At 65.7% G+C, this 19,425-nt stretch carries 19 protein-coding genes and 1 tRNA gene; 19 read left to right on the forward strand and 1 reads right to left on the reverse strand.

Annotation, left to right across the window (positions count from 1 at the left end; genetic code table 11):
• Nucleotides 1-5: 5 nt before the first annotated feature.
• Nucleotides 6-1,547 (forward strand): 2-isopropylmalate synthase, encoded by a 1,542-nt coding sequence (locus tag CBM2594_RS06075; protein ID WP_116356044.1) that lies wholly within the window; start codon nt 6-8, stop codon nt 1,545-1,547.
• A 112-nt stretch (nt 1,548-1,659) separates the two neighbouring features.
• On the opposite strand, the gene CBM2594_RS06080 is transcribed toward CBM2594_RS06075, so the two are convergent.
• Nucleotides 1,660-2,190 carry a hypothetical protein gene (locus CBM2594_RS06080; RefSeq protein ID WP_116356045.1) on the reverse strand — a complete coding sequence of 177 codons (531 nt, stop codon included), beginning with the start codon at nt 2,188-2,190 and terminating at the stop codon, nt 1,660-1,662.
• Between the two features lie 206 nt (nt 2,191-2,396).
• On the opposite strand from CBM2594_RS06080, the gene CBM2594_RS06085 reads away from it, so the two are divergent.
• The 18 genes from CBM2594_RS06085 (at nt 2,397) to nuoK (ending at nt 19,402) form a co-directional block, all read left to right on the forward strand.
• A complete protein-coding gene (locus CBM2594_RS06085) occupies nt 2,397-3,653 on the forward strand; it encodes a branched-chain amino acid ABC transporter substrate-binding protein (RefSeq protein ID WP_116356046.1) in 1,257 nt (418 codons plus the stop codon).
• A gap of 158 nt (nt 3,654-3,811) precedes the next feature.
• Nucleotides 3,812-4,081 carry a 30S ribosomal protein S15 gene (gene rpsO / locus CBM2594_RS06090; protein ID WP_010809136.1) on the forward strand — a complete coding sequence of 90 codons (270 nt, stop codon included), beginning with the start codon at nt 3,812-3,814 and terminating at the stop codon, nt 4,079-4,081.
• A gap of 441 nt (nt 4,082-4,522) precedes the next feature.
• Nucleotides 4,523-6,694 (forward strand): polyribonucleotide nucleotidyltransferase, encoded by a 2,172-nt coding sequence (gene pnp, locus CBM2594_RS06095; protein WP_116356047.1) that lies wholly within the window; start codon nt 4,523-4,525, stop codon nt 6,692-6,694.
• Nucleotides 6,695-6,846: 152 nt separating this feature from the next.
• Nucleotides 6,847-7,851, forward strand: a complete 1,005-nt coding sequence (locus tag CBM2594_RS06100) for an NAD(P)H-quinone oxidoreductase (protein WP_116356048.1) — start codon at nt 6,847-6,849, stop codon at nt 7,849-7,851.
• 69 nt (nt 7,852-7,920) lie between these two features.
• On the forward strand, nt 7,921-8,664 hold the full coding sequence (gene tpiA, locus CBM2594_RS06105) for a triose-phosphate isomerase (RefSeq protein WP_116356049.1): 744 nt from the start codon (nt 7,921-7,923) through the stop codon (nt 8,662-8,664).
• 51 nt (nt 8,665-8,715) lie between these two features.
• Nucleotides 8,716-9,084 (forward strand): preprotein translocase subunit SecG, encoded by a 369-nt coding sequence (gene secG, locus CBM2594_RS06110; protein ID WP_116356050.1) that lies wholly within the window; start codon nt 8,716-8,718, stop codon nt 9,082-9,084.
• 187 nt (nt 9,085-9,271) lie between these two features.
• A tRNA-Leu gene (locus CBM2594_RS06115) sits at nt 9,272-9,356 on the forward strand.
• Nucleotides 9,357-9,522: 166 nt separating this feature from the next.
• Nucleotides 9,523-9,882 carry an NADH-quinone oxidoreductase subunit A gene (locus tag CBM2594_RS06120; RefSeq protein WP_010809131.1) on the forward strand — a complete coding sequence of 120 codons (360 nt, stop codon included), beginning with the start codon at nt 9,523-9,525 and terminating at the stop codon, nt 9,880-9,882.
• 6 nt (nt 9,883-9,888) lie between these two features.
• The gene (locus CBM2594_RS06125; RefSeq protein WP_008643342.1) at nt 9,889-10,371 is read left to right on the forward strand and encodes a NuoB/complex I 20 kDa subunit family protein; all 483 of its coding nucleotides are present in this window, start codon (nt 9,889-9,891) and stop codon (nt 10,369-10,371) included.
• Nucleotide 10,372: 1 nt separating this feature from the next.
• Complete coding sequence (locus CBM2594_RS06130) at nt 10,373-10,972, forward strand: NADH-quinone oxidoreductase subunit C (protein ID WP_116356051.1); 600 nt, start codon at nt 10,373-10,375, stop codon at nt 10,970-10,972.
• Nucleotides 10,973-10,981: 9 nt separating this feature from the next.
• Entirely contained in the window at nt 10,982-12,235 is a 1,254-nt protein-coding gene (locus CBM2594_RS06135) for an NADH-quinone oxidoreductase subunit D (protein WP_116356052.1), read from the forward strand.
• Nucleotides 12,236-12,419: 184 nt separating this feature from the next.
• A complete protein-coding gene (gene nuoE / locus CBM2594_RS06140; RefSeq protein ID WP_116357712.1) occupies nt 12,420-12,917 on the forward strand; it encodes an NADH-quinone oxidoreductase subunit NuoE in 498 nt (165 codons plus the stop codon).
• Between the two features lies 1 nt (nt 12,918).
• Entirely contained in the window at nt 12,919-14,214 is a 1,296-nt protein-coding gene (gene nuoF, locus CBM2594_RS06145; protein ID WP_062797760.1) for an NADH-quinone oxidoreductase subunit NuoF, read from the forward strand.
• Nucleotides 14,215-14,226: 12 nt separating this feature from the next.
• Nucleotides 14,227-16,590: an NADH-quinone oxidoreductase subunit NuoG gene (nuoG, locus tag CBM2594_RS06150; RefSeq protein ID WP_116356053.1), complete on the forward strand. Its 2,364-nt coding sequence runs from the start codon at nt 14,227-14,229 to the stop codon at nt 16,588-16,590.
• A gap of 21 nt (nt 16,591-16,611) precedes the next feature.
• The gene (gene nuoH / locus CBM2594_RS06155) at nt 16,612-17,676 is read left to right on the forward strand and encodes an NADH-quinone oxidoreductase subunit NuoH (protein ID WP_116356054.1); all 1,065 of its coding nucleotides are present in this window, start codon (nt 16,612-16,614) and stop codon (nt 17,674-17,676) included.
• Between the two features lie 67 nt (nt 17,677-17,743).
• Nucleotides 17,744-18,235: an NADH-quinone oxidoreductase subunit NuoI gene (gene nuoI / locus CBM2594_RS06160; RefSeq protein ID WP_010809124.1), complete on the forward strand. Its 492-nt coding sequence runs from the start codon at nt 17,744-17,746 to the stop codon at nt 18,233-18,235.
• 199 nt (nt 18,236-18,434) lie between these two features.
• Entirely contained in the window at nt 18,435-19,079 is a 645-nt protein-coding gene (locus CBM2594_RS06165) for an NADH-quinone oxidoreductase subunit J (RefSeq protein WP_116356055.1), read from the forward strand.
• A 17-nt stretch (nt 19,080-19,096) separates the two neighbouring features.
• On the forward strand, nt 19,097-19,402 hold the full coding sequence (gene nuoK, locus CBM2594_RS06170) for an NADH-quinone oxidoreductase subunit NuoK (RefSeq protein ID WP_116356056.1): 306 nt from the start codon (nt 19,097-19,099) through the stop codon (nt 19,400-19,402).
• Nucleotides 19,403-19,425 lie beyond the last annotated feature (23 nt).

Here is a 19,425-nt window from a genome sequence, read left to right on the forward strand (position 1 = left end):
ACACCATGTCTGACAAACTCATCATTTTCGACACCACCTTGCGTGACGGCGAACAATCGCCCGGCGCGTCGATGACGCGCGAGGAAAAGATCCGCATCGCGCGCCAGCTGGAACGCCTGAAGGTCGATGTGATCGAGGCCGGTTTCGCGGCGAGCTCCAATGGCGACTTCGAAGCGATCCGCTCGATCGCGCAGGTGGTCAAGGACTCCACCATCTGCTCGCTGGCCCGCGCCAACGACAAGGACATCGCCCGAGCCGCCGAGGCGCTCAAGCCCGCCAACTCGTTCCGCATCCACACCTTCATCGCCACCTCGGCGCTGCACATGGAGAAGAAGCTGCGCATGACGCCGGACCAGGTGTACGAGCAGGCCCGCCTGGCGGTGCGCTTTGCGCGCCAGTTCACCGACGATATCGAGTTCTCGCCGGAAGACGGCAGCCGCTCGGACATGGACTTCCTGTGCCGCGTGCTCGAAGGCGTGATCGCCGAGGGCGCGACCACCATCAACCTGCCCGATACCGTGGGCTACGCCGTGCCGGAAGGCTATGCCGCGCTGATCCGCTCGGTGCGCGAGCGCATTCCCAACTCGGACAAGGCGGTGTGGTCGGTGCACTGCCATAACGACCTGGGCATGGCGGTGGCCAACTCGCTGGCGGCGGTCAAGATGGCCGGCGCGCGCCAGATCGAATGCACCATCAATGGCCTGGGCGAACGGGCCGGCAACACCAGCCTGGAAGAAGTGGTGATGGCGGTCAAGACCCGCCGCGACTACTTCAACCTGGACCTCGGCATCGACACCACGCAGATCGTGCCGGCGTCGAAGCTGGTATCGCAGATCACCGGCTTCGCGGTGCAGCCGAACAAGGCCGTGGTCGGCGCCAACGCCTTCGCGCATGCCTCGGGTATCCACCAGGACGGCGTGCTCAAGGCGCGCGATACCTACGAGATCATGCGCGCGGAAGATGTAGGCTGGACCGCCAACAAGATCGTGCTGGGCAAGCTGTCGGGCCGCAACGCCTTCAAGCAGCGCCTGCAGGAACTGGGCATCGAGCTGGAGAGCGAGACCGAGGTCAACGCCGCCTTCACGCGCTTCAAGGAGCTGGCCGACCAGAAGTCCGAGATCTTCGACGAAGACATCATGGCCATCGTCTCGAACGAGGCCCAGCATGACGCCAACGAACACTTCCGCTTTATCTCGCTGTCGCAGCGCTCCGAGACCGGCGAGCGCCCGCATGCGCGCGTGGTGTTCAGCATGGACGGGCAGGAGCAGAGCGGCGAGGGCGAGGGCAACGGCCCGGTCGACGCCACGCTGCACGCGATCGAGTCGCGCGTGGCCAGCGGCGCCGAGATGGTGCTGTACTCGGTGAACGCCATCACCGGCGGCACCGAGGCCCAGGGCGAAGTGACCGTGCGCCTGTCCAAGGCCGGACGCATCGTCAACGGCGTCGGTACCGACCCGGATATCGTCGCGGCCTCGGCCAAGGCCTACCTGGCCGCGCTGAACAAGCTGCACGACAAGGCCGTGCAGAAGATCAACCCGCAGATCTGACCCAGGCTCCAGCGCAGACGACGGAAGGCCTACCCGGCCTGAACGTACGGACCAGGCCCGCCATGCCCAACCCGGGGATGGCGGGCTTTTTCATGTGCGGGCCGGCGGCGCATCAGAAAAGGCGGCGCTCGTCGGGGTCGTAGAGCGGATCGGGCGTGATCTGGGTCCGGCGCAGCACGCCGGCATCGTCGAAATAGAAATGGAACAGCGACGGCCAGACGTCTTCGTGGCGGAAACGGTAGGACCAGACCTCGTTGCGCATGCGCGGGTAGTAGCTGACCGGCAGCCGCGTCATGCCGAAATGCTCGGCCACGTCGCGCTTGGTCCAGGTGTTGACCTGCGCCTTGTACAGCTCCGGGGTCGACAGCATGTTGCGGAACGCGGTCAGGTTGCCGTTGCGGTCGAAGTCGGCGCCATAGGCATACTGGCCCATCGGCTGCTTCGAGTAGATCCAGCGCGTGGTGCCGTCGCGCAGCGGGAACACATCGGTGGGCGGCCCGAACATCGCCTGCACCGCGGCTTGCGGCTGGCCTACCAGGCGGCTGCCTTCCTGCTCCGGCATCAGCGTGGCGCAGGCGGACAGCAGGGCAACGCCCAGCGCCAGCACGAGACGGCGCACCCCCTTGGCGATGACGGAATTCATGGCTGGACCTCGTTCGATGTCTTGGGTGTCGATACCGCAAGTGTAGTGCCGCGGCGGGCGGTGTGTGCGCCAGACGCTGCTTTCGTGCGGATCTTCCGATAAAAGGGGCGGTTCTCCGTGGAACCGGCGGCGCAGCAGCGGGCGGCGCCGGGGTTTGCCCGCAACCGGACGCTGCCGTACCATCCAGCGCTTTCCAGGAGAGACGAATGACGGTTGCGGCGTGGTGGCGGGGGTGGCTGGGCGGGTTGTTGCTGGCGGCAGCGGCGGGCGCATCGGCGCAGGAGCCGATCCGGCTGGGCATGATCGACGGCCTGTCCGGCCCGTTCGCCAATGCCGGCGAAGCGGTGGCGCGCAACCTGCGCCTGGCGATCGAGCGCATCAATGCGCGCGGCGGCGTGAAGACCGCCGAGGGCGCGCGGCCGCTGGAGCTGGTCACCTTCGACAGCAAGGGCAATGTCGATGAAAGCCTGATCCAGTTGCGCGCGCTGACCGACAAGCGCATTCCCTTTGTGCTGCAGGGCAACAGCTCGGCGGTGGCGGGTGCGCTGGTGTCGGCGATCAACCGCCACAACGCGCGCCAGCCGGACGCGCGCGTGCTGTTCCTGAACTATTCGGCGGTCGATCCCAGCCTGACCAACGAGAACTGCAGCTTCTGGCATTTCCGATTCGATGCCAGCGCCGACATGCGCATGCAGGCGCTGACCGAGGTCATCCGCCAGGACCAGTCCGTGCGCCGCGTGTACCTGATCGACCAGGACTACAGCTTCGGCCACCAGGTGGCGCGCTCGGCGCGCGAGATGCTGGCGGCGCGGCGGCCCGATATCCAGATCGTCGGCGACGAGTTCCACCCGATCGGCAAGATCAAGGACTTCGCGCCGTATATCGCCAAGATCAAGGGCAGCGGCGCCGACGCGGTCATCACCGGCAACTGGGGCAACGACCTGACGCTGATGGTCAAGGCCGCGCGCGAGGGCGGGCTGCGGGCCAAGTTCTATACCTTCTACGGCAACGGTCTGGGCGCGCCGGCGGCCATGGGCGATGCCGGGGTCGGGCGCGTGATGGCGGTGGCGGAATGGCATCCCAACGTGGGCGGGGCGGCTTCCGACGCGTTCTACCAGGAATTCCGCGCGCGCTACCCCGAGCCGAAGGACGACTATGTCCACCTGCGCATGCAGATGATGGTCGAGATGCTGGCGCGCGCGATCACGCAGGCCGGCTCCACCGATGCGGTGAAGGTGGCGCGCGCGCTGGAGCACATGCGCTACGTCAACGACTTCCACGAGGCCACCGTGCGGGCCGACGACCACCAGGTGCTGCAGCCGCTGTACGTGTCGGTGATGGAGCGCCAGGGTGGCGCGGTGCGCTTCGACAACGAGGGCTCGGGCTACGGCTTCCGCACCGTGCGCAAGCTCAAGGCCGCGCAGACCACGCTGCCGACCACCTGCAGGATGGAGCGTCCGTGAGCGGCGGGGCGGCGGGTACTCCTGCGCCGGCTTTTCGGCTATAATCCGCGGCTGTCGTCGTCTGGCCCCGGCCCGGTGGCGGCAGCAGCCAGTCATTAATGGCACGACGCATGCGGCGCATCCCGCGCTGTGGCGTTCGCAAGTGAAAGGAAATCATCATGGCAGTCGCCGATATCAACAAGTCCGAAGTCATCAAGCAGTTCGCACGTGGCGCCAACGACACTGGCAGCCCCGAAGTGCAAGTGGCCCTGCTGACCACCCGCATCAACGAACTGACCCCGCACTTCAAGGCCAACATGAAGGACCACCACAGCCGCCGCGGCCTGCTGCGCATGGTGAGCCGCCGTCGCCGCCTGCTGGACTACCTCAAGTCGAACGATGCCGACCGTTACCGCGCCCTGATCGAAAAGCTGGGTCTGCGCAAGTAAGGTTGCGTCCGATGGCAGCGCGATTCCTGGGTTTGCACGGTTTCGCGTGAGGCCTCGATGCCTGCTTCAGCATTGCTGGGCAGGCATTTTGCATTTCTGGCGGGGCGAATCCGCTGCGCCGGCAATGCAGGCTGTACCTGGAGTGATTTTCGCTTCACGCCGCCCGGCCATTTCGATGGTGCGGGCGCCGTTGCGGCAAGCTGCGCAACGGAGTAAGTTGTTCTTTTTATTCAACACCCCGGATCGGGCAAGGAAACAGGGCTTTGTGTCATTCCAGCACGGCATCGGCAACGCCGGTGCCGCGCTGGAATGGCATAGCACTTCCCTGAGACTGCGACCGGCAACCCGGCAGTTTGCCTGCGGCTGAGAACGCAGGCGTCGCAGGCCGCGCGCGTGTCATTGCGTGAATCGCGCGGCCAGCATGCAAGTCAAGGAATGCTCATGTCCATGTTCAACAAGGTCGTCAAGGAATTCCAGTGGGGCCAGCACACGGTCCGCATGGAAACCGGCGAAATCGCCCGCCAGGCCGGCGGTGCCGTGCTGGTCGATGTGGAAGACACCGTGGTGCTGGCGACCGTGGTCGCCGCCAAGAACCCGAAGCCGGGCCAGGACTTCTTCCCGCTGACCGTCGACTACATCGAGAAGACCTACGCCGCCGGCAAGATCCCCGGCGGCTTCTTCAAGCGCGAAGGCCGTCCGTCGGAAAACGAGACCCTGACCTCGCGCCTGATCGACCGTCCGCTGCGTCCGCTGTTCCCGGAAGGCTTCTATAACGAGGTCCAGGTGGTGGTCCACGTGGTCTCGCTGAACCCGGACGTGCCCGCCGACATCCCCGCGCTGATCGGCGCCTCGGCCGCGCTGGCCGTGTCGGGCATCCCGTTCAGCGGTCCGGTCGGCGCCGCGCGCGTCGGCTACAAGGACGGCCAGTACCTGCTGAACCCGACCCGCTCGCAGCTCGCCACGTCCGACCTGGACCTGATCGTCGCCGGCACCGAGCGCGCCGTGCTGATGGTGGAATCGGAAGCCAACCAGCTGTCCGAAGACGTGATGCTGGGCGCCGTGGTCTACGGCCACGAGCAGATGCAGGTCGCCATCAACGCCATCCATGACCTGGTGCGCGAAGGCGGCAAGCCGGAGTGGGACTGGGCCCCGGCGGCCAAGAACGAGCCGCTGATCGCCAAGGTCACCGAAGTCGCGCTGCCGCTGCTGCAGGAAGCCTACCAGCTGCGCCAGAAGTCGGCGCGCAGCCAGAAGCTGAAGGAAGTGTCGGCCAGCGTCGCCGCCGCACTGGCCGAAGCCGGCGTCGAAGCCGACAAGGTGGAAGTCGGCAACATCATGTTCGACCTGGAAGCCAAGATTGTGCGCGGCCAGATCCTGAACGGCGAGCCGCGCATCGACGGCCGCGACACCCGCACCGTGCGCCCGATCGAGATCCGTTCGTCGGTGCTGCCGCGCGCGCACGGCTCGGCGCTGTTCACCCGTGGTGAAACGCAGGCGCTGGTGGTGGCCACGCTGGGCACCAAGAGCGACGAGCAGATCATCGACGCGCTGGCCGGCGAGTACCGCGACCGCTTCATGCTCCACTACAACATGCCTCCGTTCGCCACCGGCGAGACCGGCCGCGTGGGCAGCCCGAAGCGCCGTGAAATCGGCCATGGCCGCCTGGCCAAGCGCGCACTGATCCCGGTGCTGCCGAAGGACGATGAGTTCGCCTACACCATCCGCCTGGTTTCGGAAATCACCGAATCGAACGGCTCGTCGTCGATGGCTTCGGTCTGCGGCGGCTGCCTGGCGCTGATGGACGCCGGCGTTCCGGTCAAGGCGCACGTGGCCGGCGTGGCCATGGGCCTGATCCTGGAAGGCAACAAGTTTGCCGTGCTGACCGACATCCTGGGCGATGAAGACCACCTGGGCGACATGGACTTCAAGGTGGCGGGTACCGACAACGGCATCACCGCGCTGCAGATGGACATCAAGGTCCAGGGCATCACCAAGGAGATCATGCAGGTCGCGCTGGCGCAGGCCAAGGAAGGCCGCCTGCATATCCTGTCGAACATGCAGGAAGCGATGGGCCACGCCCGAACCGAGCTGTCGGCGCACGCGCCGCGCATGATCACCATGAAGATCCATCCGGACAAGATCCGCGAAGTGATCGGCAAGGGCGGCTCGACCATCCAGGCGCTGACCAAGGAAACCGGCACCACCATCGACATCCAGGAAGACGGCACCATCACCATCGCCTCGACCTCGACCGACGGCATGGCCGAAGCCAAGCGCCGCATCGAGGGCATCACCGCGGAAGCCGAAGTGGGCAAGATCTACGCCGGCACCGTGCTGAAGCTGCTGGACTTTGGCGCCATCGTCAACATCCTGCCGGGCAAGGACGGCCTGCTGCACATCTCGGAAATCGTCAACGAGCGTGTCAAGGACATCAAGGACTGGCTGAAGGAAGGCCAGCAGGTCCGCGTCAAGCTGATCCAGGCCGACGAGAAGGGCCGCCTGCGCCTGTCGCTGAAGGCCGCGCTGGCCGAAGAGGGCGGCAGCATCAGCCCGATCAACGCCGGCGAAGCCGCCGCGCCGGCAGCGCCGGCCGGTGGTTCGGAACAGCAGTAAGCCCACGGGCAGTGTTGCCCGACGGCGCCTCCGGACGGGGGCGCCACCAGAAAACGGCTGGATCATGTCCAGCCGTTTTTTTGTTTACACTGCCGGCACCCCTATCGAGCGCAAGCTCACACCGACCCGACAGAAGACAAGGAGCAGCAAGCATGCAAGCCATCGAGATCCGCGAATACGGTGCCCCCGAAGTCCTACAGCTGACCGAGCGTCCCGACCCGGTGCCGGGCGCGGGCGAGATCCTGATCCGCGTGGCTGCCGCCGGCGTCAACCGTCCGGATGTGTTCCAGCGCACCGGCAACTACCCGGTGCCGCCGGGCGCGTCGGACCTGCCTGGCCTCGAAGTGGCGGGCGTGGTGGTGGGCGGCGACCTGGACCATGCCGACAACCGCTTCGGCCTGAAGGCCGGCGACCGCGTCTGCGCGCTGGTGCAGGGCGGCGGCTACGCGCAGCTGTGCACGGCGCCGCTGGCGCAGGTCCTGCCCGCGCCGCAAGGCCTGAGCGATATCGAGGCCGCGGCGCTGCCCGAGACCTTCTTCACCGTGTGGAGCAATGTGTTCGACCGCGGCTACCTGGGCCAGGGCCCGCGCGGCAAGGACGAGACCCTGCTGATCCAGGGCGGCTCGAGCGGCATCGGCACCACCGCGATCCAGATCGCCAAGGCGCTGGGCTTCAAGGTGTTCGTCACCGCCGGCACCGACGAAAAGTGCAAGGCCTGCGAAGACCTCGGCGCCGATCGCGCGATCAACTACAAGACCCAGGACTTCGTTGCCGAAGTCGCCGCGCTGACCGGCGGCAAGGGTGTCGACGTGATCCTCGACATGGTCGCCGGCCCGTACCTGGCGCGCGAGCTCAAGTGCATCGCCGACGATGGCCGCATCGTCATCATCGCGCTGCTGGGCGGCGCCAAGGCCGAAATTCCGCTGGGCGATATCCTGCGTCGGCGCATCACCGTGACCGGCTCGACGCTGCGCCCGCGCCCGGCATCGTTCAAGGGCAGGATCGCCGCGGCGCTGCACGAGCAGGTGTGGCCGCTGCTGGCGGCCGGCAAGATCAAGCCGGTGATCCACCAGGTGTTCCCGGCCGCGCAGGCGGCCGACGCGCACCGGCTGATGGAGTCGAGCGAGCATATCGGCAAGATCGTGCTGACCTGGTAAACCGGCGGGCGTAGCGCCTTGCCCCTGCCACACGCTACAATAGCGGGTTTGATTTGGGAGGGGCACCTCGTGAGACAAAAGCTCGTCATCGGCAATTGGAAGATGCACGGCAGCCTGGCTGCCAACGCGGCGCTGCTGGAAGGCATCCAGGCTGGCGCTGGTGTGACCGGCGCGACGCTGGCGGTCTGCGCGCCATTCCCCTATCTTGCACAATGCCAGGCGCTGCTGAATGGCTCCAGGGTGGCCTGGGGGGCACAAGACGTATCGGCGGAGGCGCGCGGCGCCTTCACCGGCGAAGTCGCGGCATCGATGCTGGGCGAATTCGGCTGCACCTACGTGCTGGTCGGCCACTCCGAGCGCCGCACCTACCATGGCGAGACCGACCAGGCCGTCGCCGCCAAGGCGCTGCGCGCGCTCGAGTTCGGCATCGTCCCGGTGGTTTGCGTGGGCGAGACCCTGGCCCAGCGCGAGGCGGGCGAGACCGAGGCGGTGGTCGGCAGGCAGCTGCAGGCCGTGCTGGACACGCTGACGGTGGAGCAGCTGGGCCGCGTGGTGCTGGCCTACGAGCCGGTGTGGGCCATCGGTACCGGCAAGACCGCGACCAGCGCGCAGGCGCAGGCGGTGCATGCCTTCCTGCGCGGCCAGGTGGCCGCGCGCGATGCCGGCGTGGCCGGGCGCATGGCGATTTTGTACGGCGGCAGCGTCAAGCCTGACAATGCGGCCGAACTGTTTTCGATGACCGATATCGACGGGGGCCTGATTGGTGGCGCCTCGCTGAAGTCGGAAGATTTTCTCGCGATCGGCAACGCCTGAATGCCGGCCGTTCCGATCGACCGATCAGGCAAGTAAGCTTATTTAAATCAAATGGCAATCTTCAAGACTTTGTTGGTGGTGCTGCAGGTGTTGTCGGCGCTGGGCGTAATCGGCCTGGTGCTGATCCAGCATGGCAAGGGCGCCGATGTGGGCGCGGCCTTCGGCTCGGGCGCCTCCGGCAGCCTGTTCGGCGCCACCGGCTCGGCAAACTTCCTGTCGCGCACCACCGCCGTGCTGGCCACACTGTTCTTTGTCTGCACGCTGGCGCTGACGCTGCTGGGCAACTACAAGCCCGCGGCATCGCTGGGCGTGATGGGCGCGGCGCCGGCATCGGCGCCCGCCGTCGCCGGTGCCTCGGCGCCTGCCGCAGCTCCGGCCGCGGACGCGTCGGCGCCGGCAGCCCCTGCCGTTCCGAAATAATCCGATTGCCTTGCGGCGGATTCCTGAGTTTTTTTGCAGTTGTGCGTTGAACAAAGCAAGAAATTTGGGTTAGAATGCAAGGCTTGAAACGATTCCCCAGCGATGGGTTCCACGCAAAGACGTAAGCCTTTGCAACGGACCTGAAGGGCCTGAAAACCCGGCGCCAGGCAATATTGTTTCTCCCCCAGCCGACGTGGTGAAATTGGTAGACACGCTATCTTGAGGGGGTAGTGGCGAAAGCTGTGCGAGTTCGAGTCTCGCCGTCGGCACCAAACAACTTGATCGGAGTCCCTGGCCGGGCAATGCACCCGCGCATGGGGCTCCGGCAGTCCGCAAGGCGGCGCGCCATGATTCTCATGGCTTAGCGCCTGGGGTGGGCAACAGGACGCCGCTTCAGCTGGTGCTGTTGACAACATTCCAGATAAGGCTGGCCGTACCTTGAATCTCGAAGCCTACTTCCCCGTTCTCATCTTCATCATCTTCGGTGTCGTGCTTGGCGTGGCACTGATGTCGATCGGTCGGATCCTCGGTCCGAACAAGCCCGATCCCGCGAAGCTGTCGCCGTACGAGTGCGGCTTCGAAGCGTTCGAGGACGCGCGCATGAAGTTCGACGTGCGCTACTACCTCATCGCCATCCTGTTTATCCTGTTCGATCTCGAAACCGCCTTCCTGTTTCCGTGGGGTGTCGCCCTGCGGGATATCGGCTGGCCGGGTTTCATCGCCATGGGCGTGTTTCTGCTGGAATTCATCGTGGGCTTCGTCTACATCTGGAAAAAGGGCGCGCTCGATTGGGAGTGATGTGAAATGGCAATCGAAGGCGTTCTCAACGAAGGCTTTGTCACGACTACCGCTGACAAGCTGATCAACTGGACCCGCACCGGGTCGCTGTGGCCGATGACCTTCGGCCTGGCCTGCTGTGCCGTGGAAATGATGCATGCCGGCGCCGCGCGCTACGACATGGACCGCTTCGGCGTGATTTTCCGCCCGTCGCCGCGCCAGTCGGACGTGATGATCGTGGCCGGCACGCTGTGCAACAAGATGGCCCCCGCGCTGCGCAAGGTCTACGACCAGATGGCGGAACCGCGCTGGGTGATCTCGATGGGCTCGTGCGCCAACGGCGGCGGCTACTACCACTACTCGTATTCGGTGGTGCGTGGCTGCGACCGGATCGTGCCGGTGGATATCTACGTGCCGGGCTGCCCGCCCACGGCCGAGGCGCTGATCTACGGCGTGATCCAGCTGCAGAACAAGATCAAGCGTACCAACACCATCGCGCGCAAGGGCTGAAATGGCGAAGCTCGATACCCTGAAGGCCGCGCTCGAGAAAGCTCTCGGCAAGCGCGTGCAGAAACTGGTTGAAGCGACCGGCGAACTGACGCTGGTCGTCAAGGCCGACGACTACCTGGAAGTGGCGCAGATCCTGCGCGACGACCCCTCGCTGCGCTTCGAGCAGCTGATCGACCTGTGCGGCGTCGATTATTCCGAGTACGGCGACGGCGCATGGGACGGCCTGCGCTTTGCCGCGGTCTCGCAGCTGCTGTCGGTCACGTACAACTGGCGCCTGCGCCTGCGCGCGTTCGCCAGCGACGATGACTTCCCGGTGCTGCCGTCGCTGATCAACGTGTGGAACTCGGTCAACTGGTTCGAGCGCGAAGCCTTCGATTTCTACGGCATCGTGTTCGACGGCCATCCGGACCTGCGCCGCATCCTGACCGACTACGGTTTCGTCGGCCACCCGTTCCGCAAGGACTTCCCGGTTTCCGGCTTTGTCGAGATGCGCTACGACCCCGACCAGAAGCGGGTCATCTACCAGCCGGTCACGATCGAGCCGCGCGAACTCACGCCGCGCGTGATTCGCGAGGACAAGTACGGCGGCGTGGAGTACTGAGAACGCGTCATGGCAGATATCAAGAATTACACCCTGAACTTCGGCCCGCAGCACCCGGCCGCGCACGGCGTGCTGCGCCTGGTGCTGGAACTGGACGGCGAAGTCATCCAGCGCGCCGACCCGCATATCGGCCTGCTGCACCGTGCCACCGAAAAGCTGGCCGAGCAGAAGACCTGGATCCAGAGCGTGCCGTACATGGACCGCCTCGACTACGTGTCGATGATGGTCAACGAGCACGCCTACGTGATGGCGATCGAGCGGCTGCTGGGCCTGGAAGTGCCGGTGCGCGCGCAGTACATCCGCGTGATGTTCGACGAGATCACCCGCCTGCTGAACCACCTGATGTGGATCGGTTCGCACGCGCTCGACGTTGGCGCGATGGCGGTGTTCCTGTACGCCTTCCGCGAACGCGAGGACATGTTCGACATGTACGAGGCGGTGTCGGGCGCGCGCATGCACGCGGCCTACTACCGTCCGGGCGGCGTGTACCGTGACCTGCCTGACACGATGCCGCAATATCGTGCGTCCAAGGTACACAACGAGCGCGCCATCAAGGCCATGAACGAGGCCCGTTCGGGCTCGCTGCTGGACTTTATCGAAGATTTCACCAACCGCTTCCCGAAGTACGTCGACGAATACGAGACGCTGCTGACCGACAACCGGATCTGGAAGCAGCGCCTGGTGGATATCGGCGTGGTCAGCCCGGAACGCGCGCTGCAGATGGGCTTTACCGGCCCGATGCTGCGCGGCTCGGGCATCGAGTGGGACCTGCGCAAGAAGCAGCCGTACGAGGTGTACGACAAGCTGGACTTCGACGTGCCGGTGGGCGTGGGCGGCGACTGCTACGCGCGCTACCTGGTGCGCGTGGAAGAGATGCGCCAGTCCAACCGCATCATCCGGCAGTGCGTGGACTGGCTGCGCCGCAACCCGGGCCCGGTGATCACCGGGAACCACAAGGTGGCGCCGCCCTCGCGCGTGGACATGAAGTCCAACATGGAAGAACTGATCCACCACTTCAAGCTCTTCACCGAAGGCATCCACGTGCCCGAAGGCGAAGCGTACGCGGCGGTGGAACACCCCAAGGGCGAGTTCGGCATCTACGCGATCTCGGACGGCGCGAACAAGCCGTACCGCCTGAAGATCCGTGCCCCCGGCTTCCCCCACCTGGCCGCGCTGGACGAAATGGCCAAGGGACACATGATTGCTGACGCGGTAACGATCATCGGCACGCAAGACATCGTCTTCGGCGAGATCGACCGCTAATCACGGACCGCCGGCCCGGACGACGATCCGGGCGCTTTCCGAGGGGCTGCGCCGGGCGCAGCCGCCCGGAAGACCCGCGGCGGACCGGCAAGGCCTAAGGCCCGCCGGCGGAACGGCAGCGACGGCTGCAAACCTGCGGAGAGACGCCCGGTGGCGCTGTCTCCGGCGTTTTACTGCAATGACCATGCTATCAGCAGAAGCTCTCAAGGAAATCGATCGCGCGATCGCGAAGTATCCGGCCGACCAGAAGCAGTCGGCCGTGATGGCGGCGCTTGCCGTGGCGCAGGGCGAGGTGGGCTGGGTTTCCCCCGAAGTCATGCAGTTCGTCGCCAACTACCTCGAGATGCCGCCCGTGTGGGTGGAAGAGGTGGCGACCTTCTACAACATGTATGACACCAAGCCGGTGGGCAAGTACAAGCTCACGGTCTGCACCAACCTGCCGTGCGCGCTGTCGGGCGGCGAGCGGGCTGGCGATTACCTGAAGCGCAAGCTCGGCATCGACTACAACGAGACCACCGCGGATGGCTGCTTCACGCTGAAGGAAGGCGAGTGCATGGGCGCTTGCGGCGATGCGCCGGTGATGATCGTCAACAACACCCGCATGTGCAGCTGGATGAGCGACGACAAGCTCGACGCCCTGGTCGAAGAGCTCAGGGCCGAGGCCGCCAAGGGGGGCAAGTAACATGACCTGTCTGCACGACCGCCATATCCAGCCGCTGATCCTGGCCGGCCTGGACGGCAACAACTGGCACCTGGAAGACTACGTCAAGCGCGGCGGCTACCAGCAGCTCAAGCGCATCCTGACCGAGAAGATCCCGCCCGAGCAGGTGATCGCCGACGTCAAGGCCTCGGGCCTGCGCGGCCGCGGCGGCGCGGGCTTCCCGACCGGCCTGAAGTGGAGCTTCATGCCGCGCACCTTCCCGGGTCAGAAATACCTGGTCTGCAACACCGATGAGGGCGAGCCCGGCACGTTCAAGGACCGCGACATCATCCGCTACAACCCGCATGCGCTGATCGAGGGCATGGCCATCGGCGCGTACGCGATGGGCATCACCGTGGGCTACAACTACATCCACGGCGAGATCTGGAACGAATACAAGATCTTCGAGCAGGCACTGGAAGAGGCGCGCGCCGCCGGCTTCCTGGGCGACAACATCCTGGGCTCGGGCTTCAGCTTCCAGCTGCATGCCCACCACGGCTATGGCGCCTATATCTGCGGCGAGGAAACCGCGCTGCTCGAATCGCTGGAAGGCAAGAAGGGCCAGCCGCGCTTCAAGCCGCCTTTCCCTGCCAGCTTCGGCCTGTACGGCAAGCCCACCACCATCAACAACACCGAGACCTTCGCCGCGGTGCCGTTCCTGCTGGCCGTGGGCCCCGAGAACTACCTGAAGATGGGCAAGCCGAACAACGGCGGCACCAAGATCTTCTCGATCTCGGGCGACGTCGAACGCCCCGGCAACTACGAGATCCCGCTGGGCACGCCGTTCGCCAAGCTGCTGGAACTGGCCGGCGGCATGCGCGGCGGCAAGCGCATCAAGGCGGTGATCCCGGGCGGCTCGTCCGCGCCGGTGGTGCCGGGCGACCTGATGATGGCGTCCGACATGGACTACGACTCGATCGCCAAGGCCGGCTCGATGCTGGGCTCGGGCGCGGTGATCGTGATGGACGAGACGCGCTGCATGGTCCGCTCGCTGCTGCGCCTGTCGTACTTCTATTTTGAGGAATCGTGCGGCCAGTGCACGCCGTGCCGCGAAGGCACCGGCTGGCTCTACCGCATGGTCAATCGCATCGAACACGGAGAGGGGCGCCAGGAAGACCTGGACCTGCTCAACAACGTCGCGGAAAACATCATGGGCCGCACCATCTGCGCGCTCGGCGATGCCGCGGCGATGCCGGTCCGCGGCATGCTCAAGCACTACTGGAAAGAGTTCGAGTATCACGTCGAACACAAGCAGTGCATGGTTCCGGCCTACATCTAAGCGTGGCAGAACATGGTTGAACTAGAGATCGACGGCAAGAAGGTTGAGGTTGCTGAGGGCAGCCTGGTGATGGAAGCCGCCCGCAAGCTGGGCACCTACATCCCGCACTTCTGCTACCACCGCAAACTGTCCATCGCGGCCAACTGCCGCATGTGCCTGGTCGAGGTCGAGAAGGCCCCGAAGGCACTGCCTGCCTGCGCCACGCCGGTGACCCCCGGCATGAAGGTCTTCACCAACTCGGAGAAGGCGGTCAAGGCGCAGAAGTCGGTGATGGAATTCCTGCTGATCAACCACCCGCTGGATTGCCCGATCTGCGATCAGGGCGGCGAGTGCCAGCTGCAGGACCTGGCCGTGGGCTACGGTGCCTCGGAGTCGCGCTACAAGGAAGAGAAGCGCGTGGTGTTCCACAAGAACGTGGGCCCGCTGATCTCCATGGAGGAGATGACCCGCTGCATCCATTGCACCCGCTGCGTGCGCTTCGGCCAGGAAGTGGCCGGCGTGATGGAGCTGGGCATGCTCAACCGCGGCGAGCATTCGGAAATCACCACCTTCGTCGGCAAGACCGTCGATTCGGAACTGTCGGGCAACATGATCGACCTGTGCCCGGTCGGCGCGCTGACCAGCAAGCCGTTCCGCTACTCGGCCCGCACCTGGGAGCTGGCCCGCCGCAAGTCGGTGTCGCCGCACGACGGCCTGGGCGCCAACCTGGTGGTGCAGACCAAGAACCAGCGCGTGATGCGCGTGCTGCCGCTGGAAAACGAAGACATCAACGAGTGCTGGATCTCCGACAAGGACCGCTTCTCGTATGAAGGCCTGAACAGCGCCGACCGCCTGACCCGCCCACTGCTGAAGCAGGGCGGCGAATGGATGGAAACCGACTGGCAGACCGCGCTGGAATACGTCGCCAACGGCCTCGCCGGCATCAAGCGCGAGCACGGCGCCGACCAGATCGCCGCGCTGGCCAGCCCGCACAGCACGCTGGAAGAACTGTTCCTGCTGGGCAAGCTGATGCGCGGCCTGGGCAGCGACAACGTCGACTTCCGCCTGCGCCAGACCGACTTCTCGGCCGCGCTGAAGGGCACGCCGTGGCTCGGCATGCCGGTGGCCGACGTGACCACGCTGCAACGCGCGCTGGTGATCGGCTCGTCGCTGCGCAAGGACCATCCGCTGCTGGCCTCGCGCCTGCGCCAGGCGACCAAGAAGGGCGCCCGCGTGACCGTGCTGGGTGCCGGCGGTGAAGACCTGCTGATGCCCGCCACGCGTATCGACGTGGCCCCGTCGGGCTGGACCGCCGCACTGGCCGGCGTGGCCCGTGCCGTCGCCACCGCCAAGGGCGTGGCCGCCCCGGCCGGCACCGAAGGCTTCGACGGCGGCGACGCCGCCGCCAAGGCTGCCGAAGCGCTGCTGTCGGGCGAGCGCCGCGCCGTGTTCCTCGGCAACGAGGCCGTGCGCCATCCGCAGTTCTCGGCGCTGCACGCGCTGGCGCAGTGGATCGCTACCGAAACCGGCGCCACGCTGGGCTTCCTGACCGAAGCCGCCAACACCGTCGGCGGCTACGTCGCCGGCGCGCTGCCGAAGCAGGGCGGCGCCAATGCGCAGGCCATGCTCGACACGCCGCGCAAGGCCTACATCCTGCTGAACACCGAACCCGAGTTCGACGCCGCCGACCCGCGCAAGGCGCTGGCCGCGCTGGCGCAGGCCGGCACGGTGGTGGTGCTGTCGCCGTTCCGTTCGGAAGCGGCGATGCAGTACGCCGACGTGATCCTGCCGGTGACGCCGTTCACGGAAACCTCCGGCACCTTCGTCAACTGCGAAGGCAAGCCGCAGAGCTTCAACGGCGTGGTGCGCGCGCTGGGCGAAGCGCGTCCGGGCTGGAAGGTGCTGCGCGTGCTGGGCAACCTGCTCGACGTGACCGGCTTCGACTACGAGACCGCCGAATCGGTGCGCGCCGAGGTGCTGTCGGCCCCGGTCGACGGCCAGCTGGACAACGCTACCGACGCGCCGATCCGCGTTTCGGCCGCGGCCTCGAACGGCATCGAGCGCATCGCCGATGTACCGATCTACCATGCCGACCCGATCGTGCGCCGCGCCGAGTCGCTGCAGCTGAGCGCCGCCGCGCGCCGCGCCATGCAGATCGCGCTGCCGGCCGACCTGTTCGCCAGCCTGGGCATCCAGTCGGGCGATCCGGTGCGGGTCACGCAGGGGCAGGGCAGCGTGGTGCTGCCGGCCGTGCTCGAAGCCACGCTGCCGGCCAACACCGTGCGCGTGCCGGCGGCGACGCCGGCGGCCATGAGCCTGGGCGCGATGTTCGGCACGGTCACCGTAGAGAAGGCCATTGACCTGGCGCCGGCCACCGGCACCGTGGCCACGGCGTAAGAACAAGAGCGAGAACAAGACATGATTGACTGGATTACCTCGCAAGGGCACGGTCTGCTGGGCGCGTACTGGACGCCGCTGTGGATCCTGATCCGCGCCGTGATCATCGTGGTGCCGCTGCTGCTGTGCGTGGCTTACCTGATCCTGTGGGAGCGCAAGCTGATCGGCTGGATGCACGTTCGCATCGGGCCGAACCGCGTGGGCCCGCTGGGCCTGCTGCAGCCGATCGCCGACGTGCTGAAGCTGCTGCTCAAGGAAGTCATGATGCCCACGCAGGTCAGCCGGGGCATGTACCTGATTGCCCCGCTGATGGTGCTGATGCCCGCCGTGGCGGTCTGGGCCGTGATTCCGTTCCAGGCTGAAGTGGTGCTGGCGGATGTGAACGCCGGCCTGCTGTACGTGATGGCGATCAGCTCGGTGGGCGTGTACGGCGTGATCCTGGCCGGCTGGGCCTCGAACTCCAAGTACGCCTTCATCGGCGCCATGCGTGCCGCGGCCCAGATGGTGTCGTATGAAATCGCCATGGGCTTCGCGCTGGTGACGGTGCTGATGGTTGCCGGCAGCCTGAACCTGTCGGCCATCGTCAACGGCCAGAACACCGGCTACTTCGCCGACATGGGCATCAACATCCTGTCGTGGAACTGGCTGCCGCTGCTGCCGATGTTCGGCGTGTACTTCATCTCGGGCGTGGCCGAAACCAACCGCCACCCGTTCGACGTGGTGGAAGGCGAGTCGGAAATCGTCGCCGGCCACATGATCGAGTATTCGGGCATGGGCTTCGCGCTGTTCTTCCTGGCCGAGTACATCAACATGATCATCATCTCGACGATGACCGCGCTGATGTTCCTGGGCGGCTGGGCGCCCCCGATCGACAGCGTGGTGACCAACGCGATCCCCGGCTTCTTCTGGCTGGTGATCAAGGTATTCCTGCTGCTGTCCGTGTTCATCTGGATTCGTGCCTCGTTCCCGCGCTACCGCTATGACCAGATCATGCGCCTGGGCTGGAAGGTGTTCATCCCCCTGACCGTGGCCTGGCTGATCATCGTGGCGATCTGGATCAAGTCGCCGTGGAACATCTGGCACTGAACGGCCAAACGACGGTGCGCCTGCCGCAATCCGCAGCGCGCACCGTGTGGAAATACTAGGAAGCATCATGCTGCTCGCCATCAAGGACTTCTTCAACAGCCTGCTCCTGAAGGAACTCTTCAAGGGCATGGCCCTGACCGGCCGCTATCTCTTCGCGCGCAAGATCACGGTCCAGTTCCCGGAAGAGAAGACGCCGATCTCGCCGCGCTTTCGCGGGCTGCACGCGCTGCGCCGCTATCCCAACGGGGAAGAGCGCTGCATCGCCTGCAAGCTGTGCGAGGCGGTGTGCCCGGCGCTGGCCATCACGATCGAGTCCGACGCGCGCGCCGACGGCACGCGCCGCACGACCCGCTATGACATCGACCTGACCAAGTGCATCTTCTGCGGCTTCTGCGAAGAGGCCTGCCCGGTCGACGCCATCGTGGAAACGCAGATCCTGGAATACCACGGCGAAAAGCGCGGCGACCTGTACTTCACCAAGGACATGCTGCTGGCCGTGGGCGACCGCTACGAGCCGCAGATCGCCGCGGCCAAGGCGGCCGACGCGAAGTACCGCTGAGCCGGATGCCGGCCGGAAGTCCCGGCCACCGAAGTAACGCCGGTTGGCGGCTGCCGCGAGCAGCAGACCTGGCAGCCGCCGCCACCGAATTTGAATGCGGCCCCTGCAATGCAAGGGGCCAATGCAAGGATGCCGCAGGAGCGGGCCACCCGAGGGGGTGGCTTGTGCCGGACGGCCCAGAGAGGATCCGATAGGGACCATGGAACTCACGACCACCATCTTCTACGTCTTTGCGCTGGTGCTGGTGCTCTCCGCACTGAAAGTCATCACTGCGAAGAACCCGGTGCACTCCGCACTGTTCCTCGTGCTGTCGTTCTTCACGGCCGCGGCGATCTGGATGCTGCTGCAGGCGGAATTCCTCGCCATCCTGCTGGTGCTGGTCTATGTCGGCGCGGTGATGGTGCTGTTCCTGTTCGTGGTGATGATGATCGATATCGATATCGAGCACCTGCGCCGCGACTTCTGGACCTACGTGCCGATGGCGTCGATCGTCGGCGCGCTGATCATCGCCGAGATGGCGATCGTGCTGGTGCGCAACTTCATCGGCACCACCACGCCGGTGGCGGCCAGCGGCTCGCAGGAGCCGGGCTACTCGAACACCGCCGCGCTGGGCAAGCTGATCTACACCGACTATATCTACGCCTTCGAAGTGGCCGGCATCATCCTGCTGGTGGCGATCATCGCCGCGGTCGCGCTGACGCTGCGCCGCCGCAAGGACGTCAAGGCCCAGGACGTGTCGGCGCAGCTGCGCACCCGCCGCGACGACCGCGTGCGCCTGGTGCCGATGACCGCCGAAGACCAGACCCAGCAGACGGAAGCCGCGGCTGCCGCCAATAAGAACTAAAGCCCGGAGAAATCGCTGTGCTCTCTCTCGCTCATTTCCTCGTGCTCGGTGCGATCCTGTTTGCGATCAGCATCGTCGGCATCTTCCTGAACCGCAAGAACGTGATCGTGCTGCTGATGGCGATCGAACTGATGCTGCTTGCGGTGAACATGAACTTCGTCGCCTTCTCGCATTACCTGGGCGACCTGGCTGGTCAGGTTTTCGTTTTCTTCATCCTCACGGTGGCCGCCGCCGAGTCGGCAATCGGTCTGGCAATCCTGGTGGTGCTGTTCCGCAACCTGGATACGATCAACGTGGACGACATGGACACCCTGAAGTACTGATCCATGCCGTACTACGTAGACAC

The organism is Cupriavidus taiwanensis, from assembly GCF_900249755.1.
Lineage (GTDB): Bacteria > Pseudomonadota > Gammaproteobacteria > Burkholderiales > Burkholderiaceae > Cupriavidus > Cupriavidus taiwanensis_D.

Bases quoted from the DNA above. Each gene is read 5' to 3' on its own strand.
- CBM2594_RS06075 (WP_116356044.1), top strand. From the start codon at position 6: ATGTCTGACAAACTCATCATTTTCGACACCACCTTGCGTGACGGCGAA.
- CBM2594_RS06080 (WP_116356045.1), bottom strand. From the start codon at position 2,190: ATGAATTCCGTCATCGCCAAGGGGGTGCGCCGTCTCGTGCTGGCGCTG.
- CBM2594_RS06085 (WP_116356046.1), top strand. From the start codon at position 2,397: ATGACGGTTGCGGCGTGGTGGCGGGGGTGGCTGGGCGGGTTGTTGCTG.
- rpsO (WP_010809136.1), top strand. From the start codon at position 3,812: ATGGCAGTCGCCGATATCAACAAGTCCGAAGTCATCAAGCAGTTCGCA.
- pnp (WP_116356047.1), top strand. From the start codon at position 4,523: ATGTCCATGTTCAACAAGGTCGTCAAGGAATTCCAGTGGGGCCAGCAC.
- CBM2594_RS06100 (WP_116356048.1), top strand. From the start codon at position 6,847: ATGCAAGCCATCGAGATCCGCGAATACGGTGCCCCCGAAGTCCTACAG.
- secG (WP_116356050.1), top strand. From the start codon at position 8,716: ATGGCAATCTTCAAGACTTTGTTGGTGGTGCTGCAGGTGTTGTCGGCG.
- CBM2594_RS06125 (WP_008643342.1), top strand. From the start codon at position 9,889: ATGGCAATCGAAGGCGTTCTCAACGAAGGCTTTGTCACGACTACCGCT.
- CBM2594_RS06130 (WP_116356051.1), top strand. From the start codon at position 10,373: ATGGCGAAGCTCGATACCCTGAAGGCCGCGCTCGAGAAAGCTCTCGGC.
- CBM2594_RS06135 (WP_116356052.1), top strand. From the start codon at position 10,982: ATGGCAGATATCAAGAATTACACCCTGAACTTCGGCCCGCAGCACCCG.
- nuoE (WP_116357712.1), top strand. From the start codon at position 12,420: ATGCTATCAGCAGAAGCTCTCAAGGAAATCGATCGCGCGATCGCGAAG.
- nuoF (WP_062797760.1), top strand. From the start codon at position 12,919: ATGACCTGTCTGCACGACCGCCATATCCAGCCGCTGATCCTGGCCGGC.
- nuoG (WP_116356053.1), top strand. From the start codon at position 14,227: ATGGTTGAACTAGAGATCGACGGCAAGAAGGTTGAGGTTGCTGAGGGC.
- nuoH (WP_116356054.1), top strand. From the start codon at position 16,612: ATGATTGACTGGATTACCTCGCAAGGGCACGGTCTGCTGGGCGCGTAC.
- nuoI (WP_010809124.1), top strand. From the start codon at position 17,744: ATGCTGCTCGCCATCAAGGACTTCTTCAACAGCCTGCTCCTGAAGGAA.
- CBM2594_RS06165 (WP_116356055.1), top strand. From the start codon at position 18,435: ATGGAACTCACGACCACCATCTTCTACGTCTTTGCGCTGGTGCTGGTG.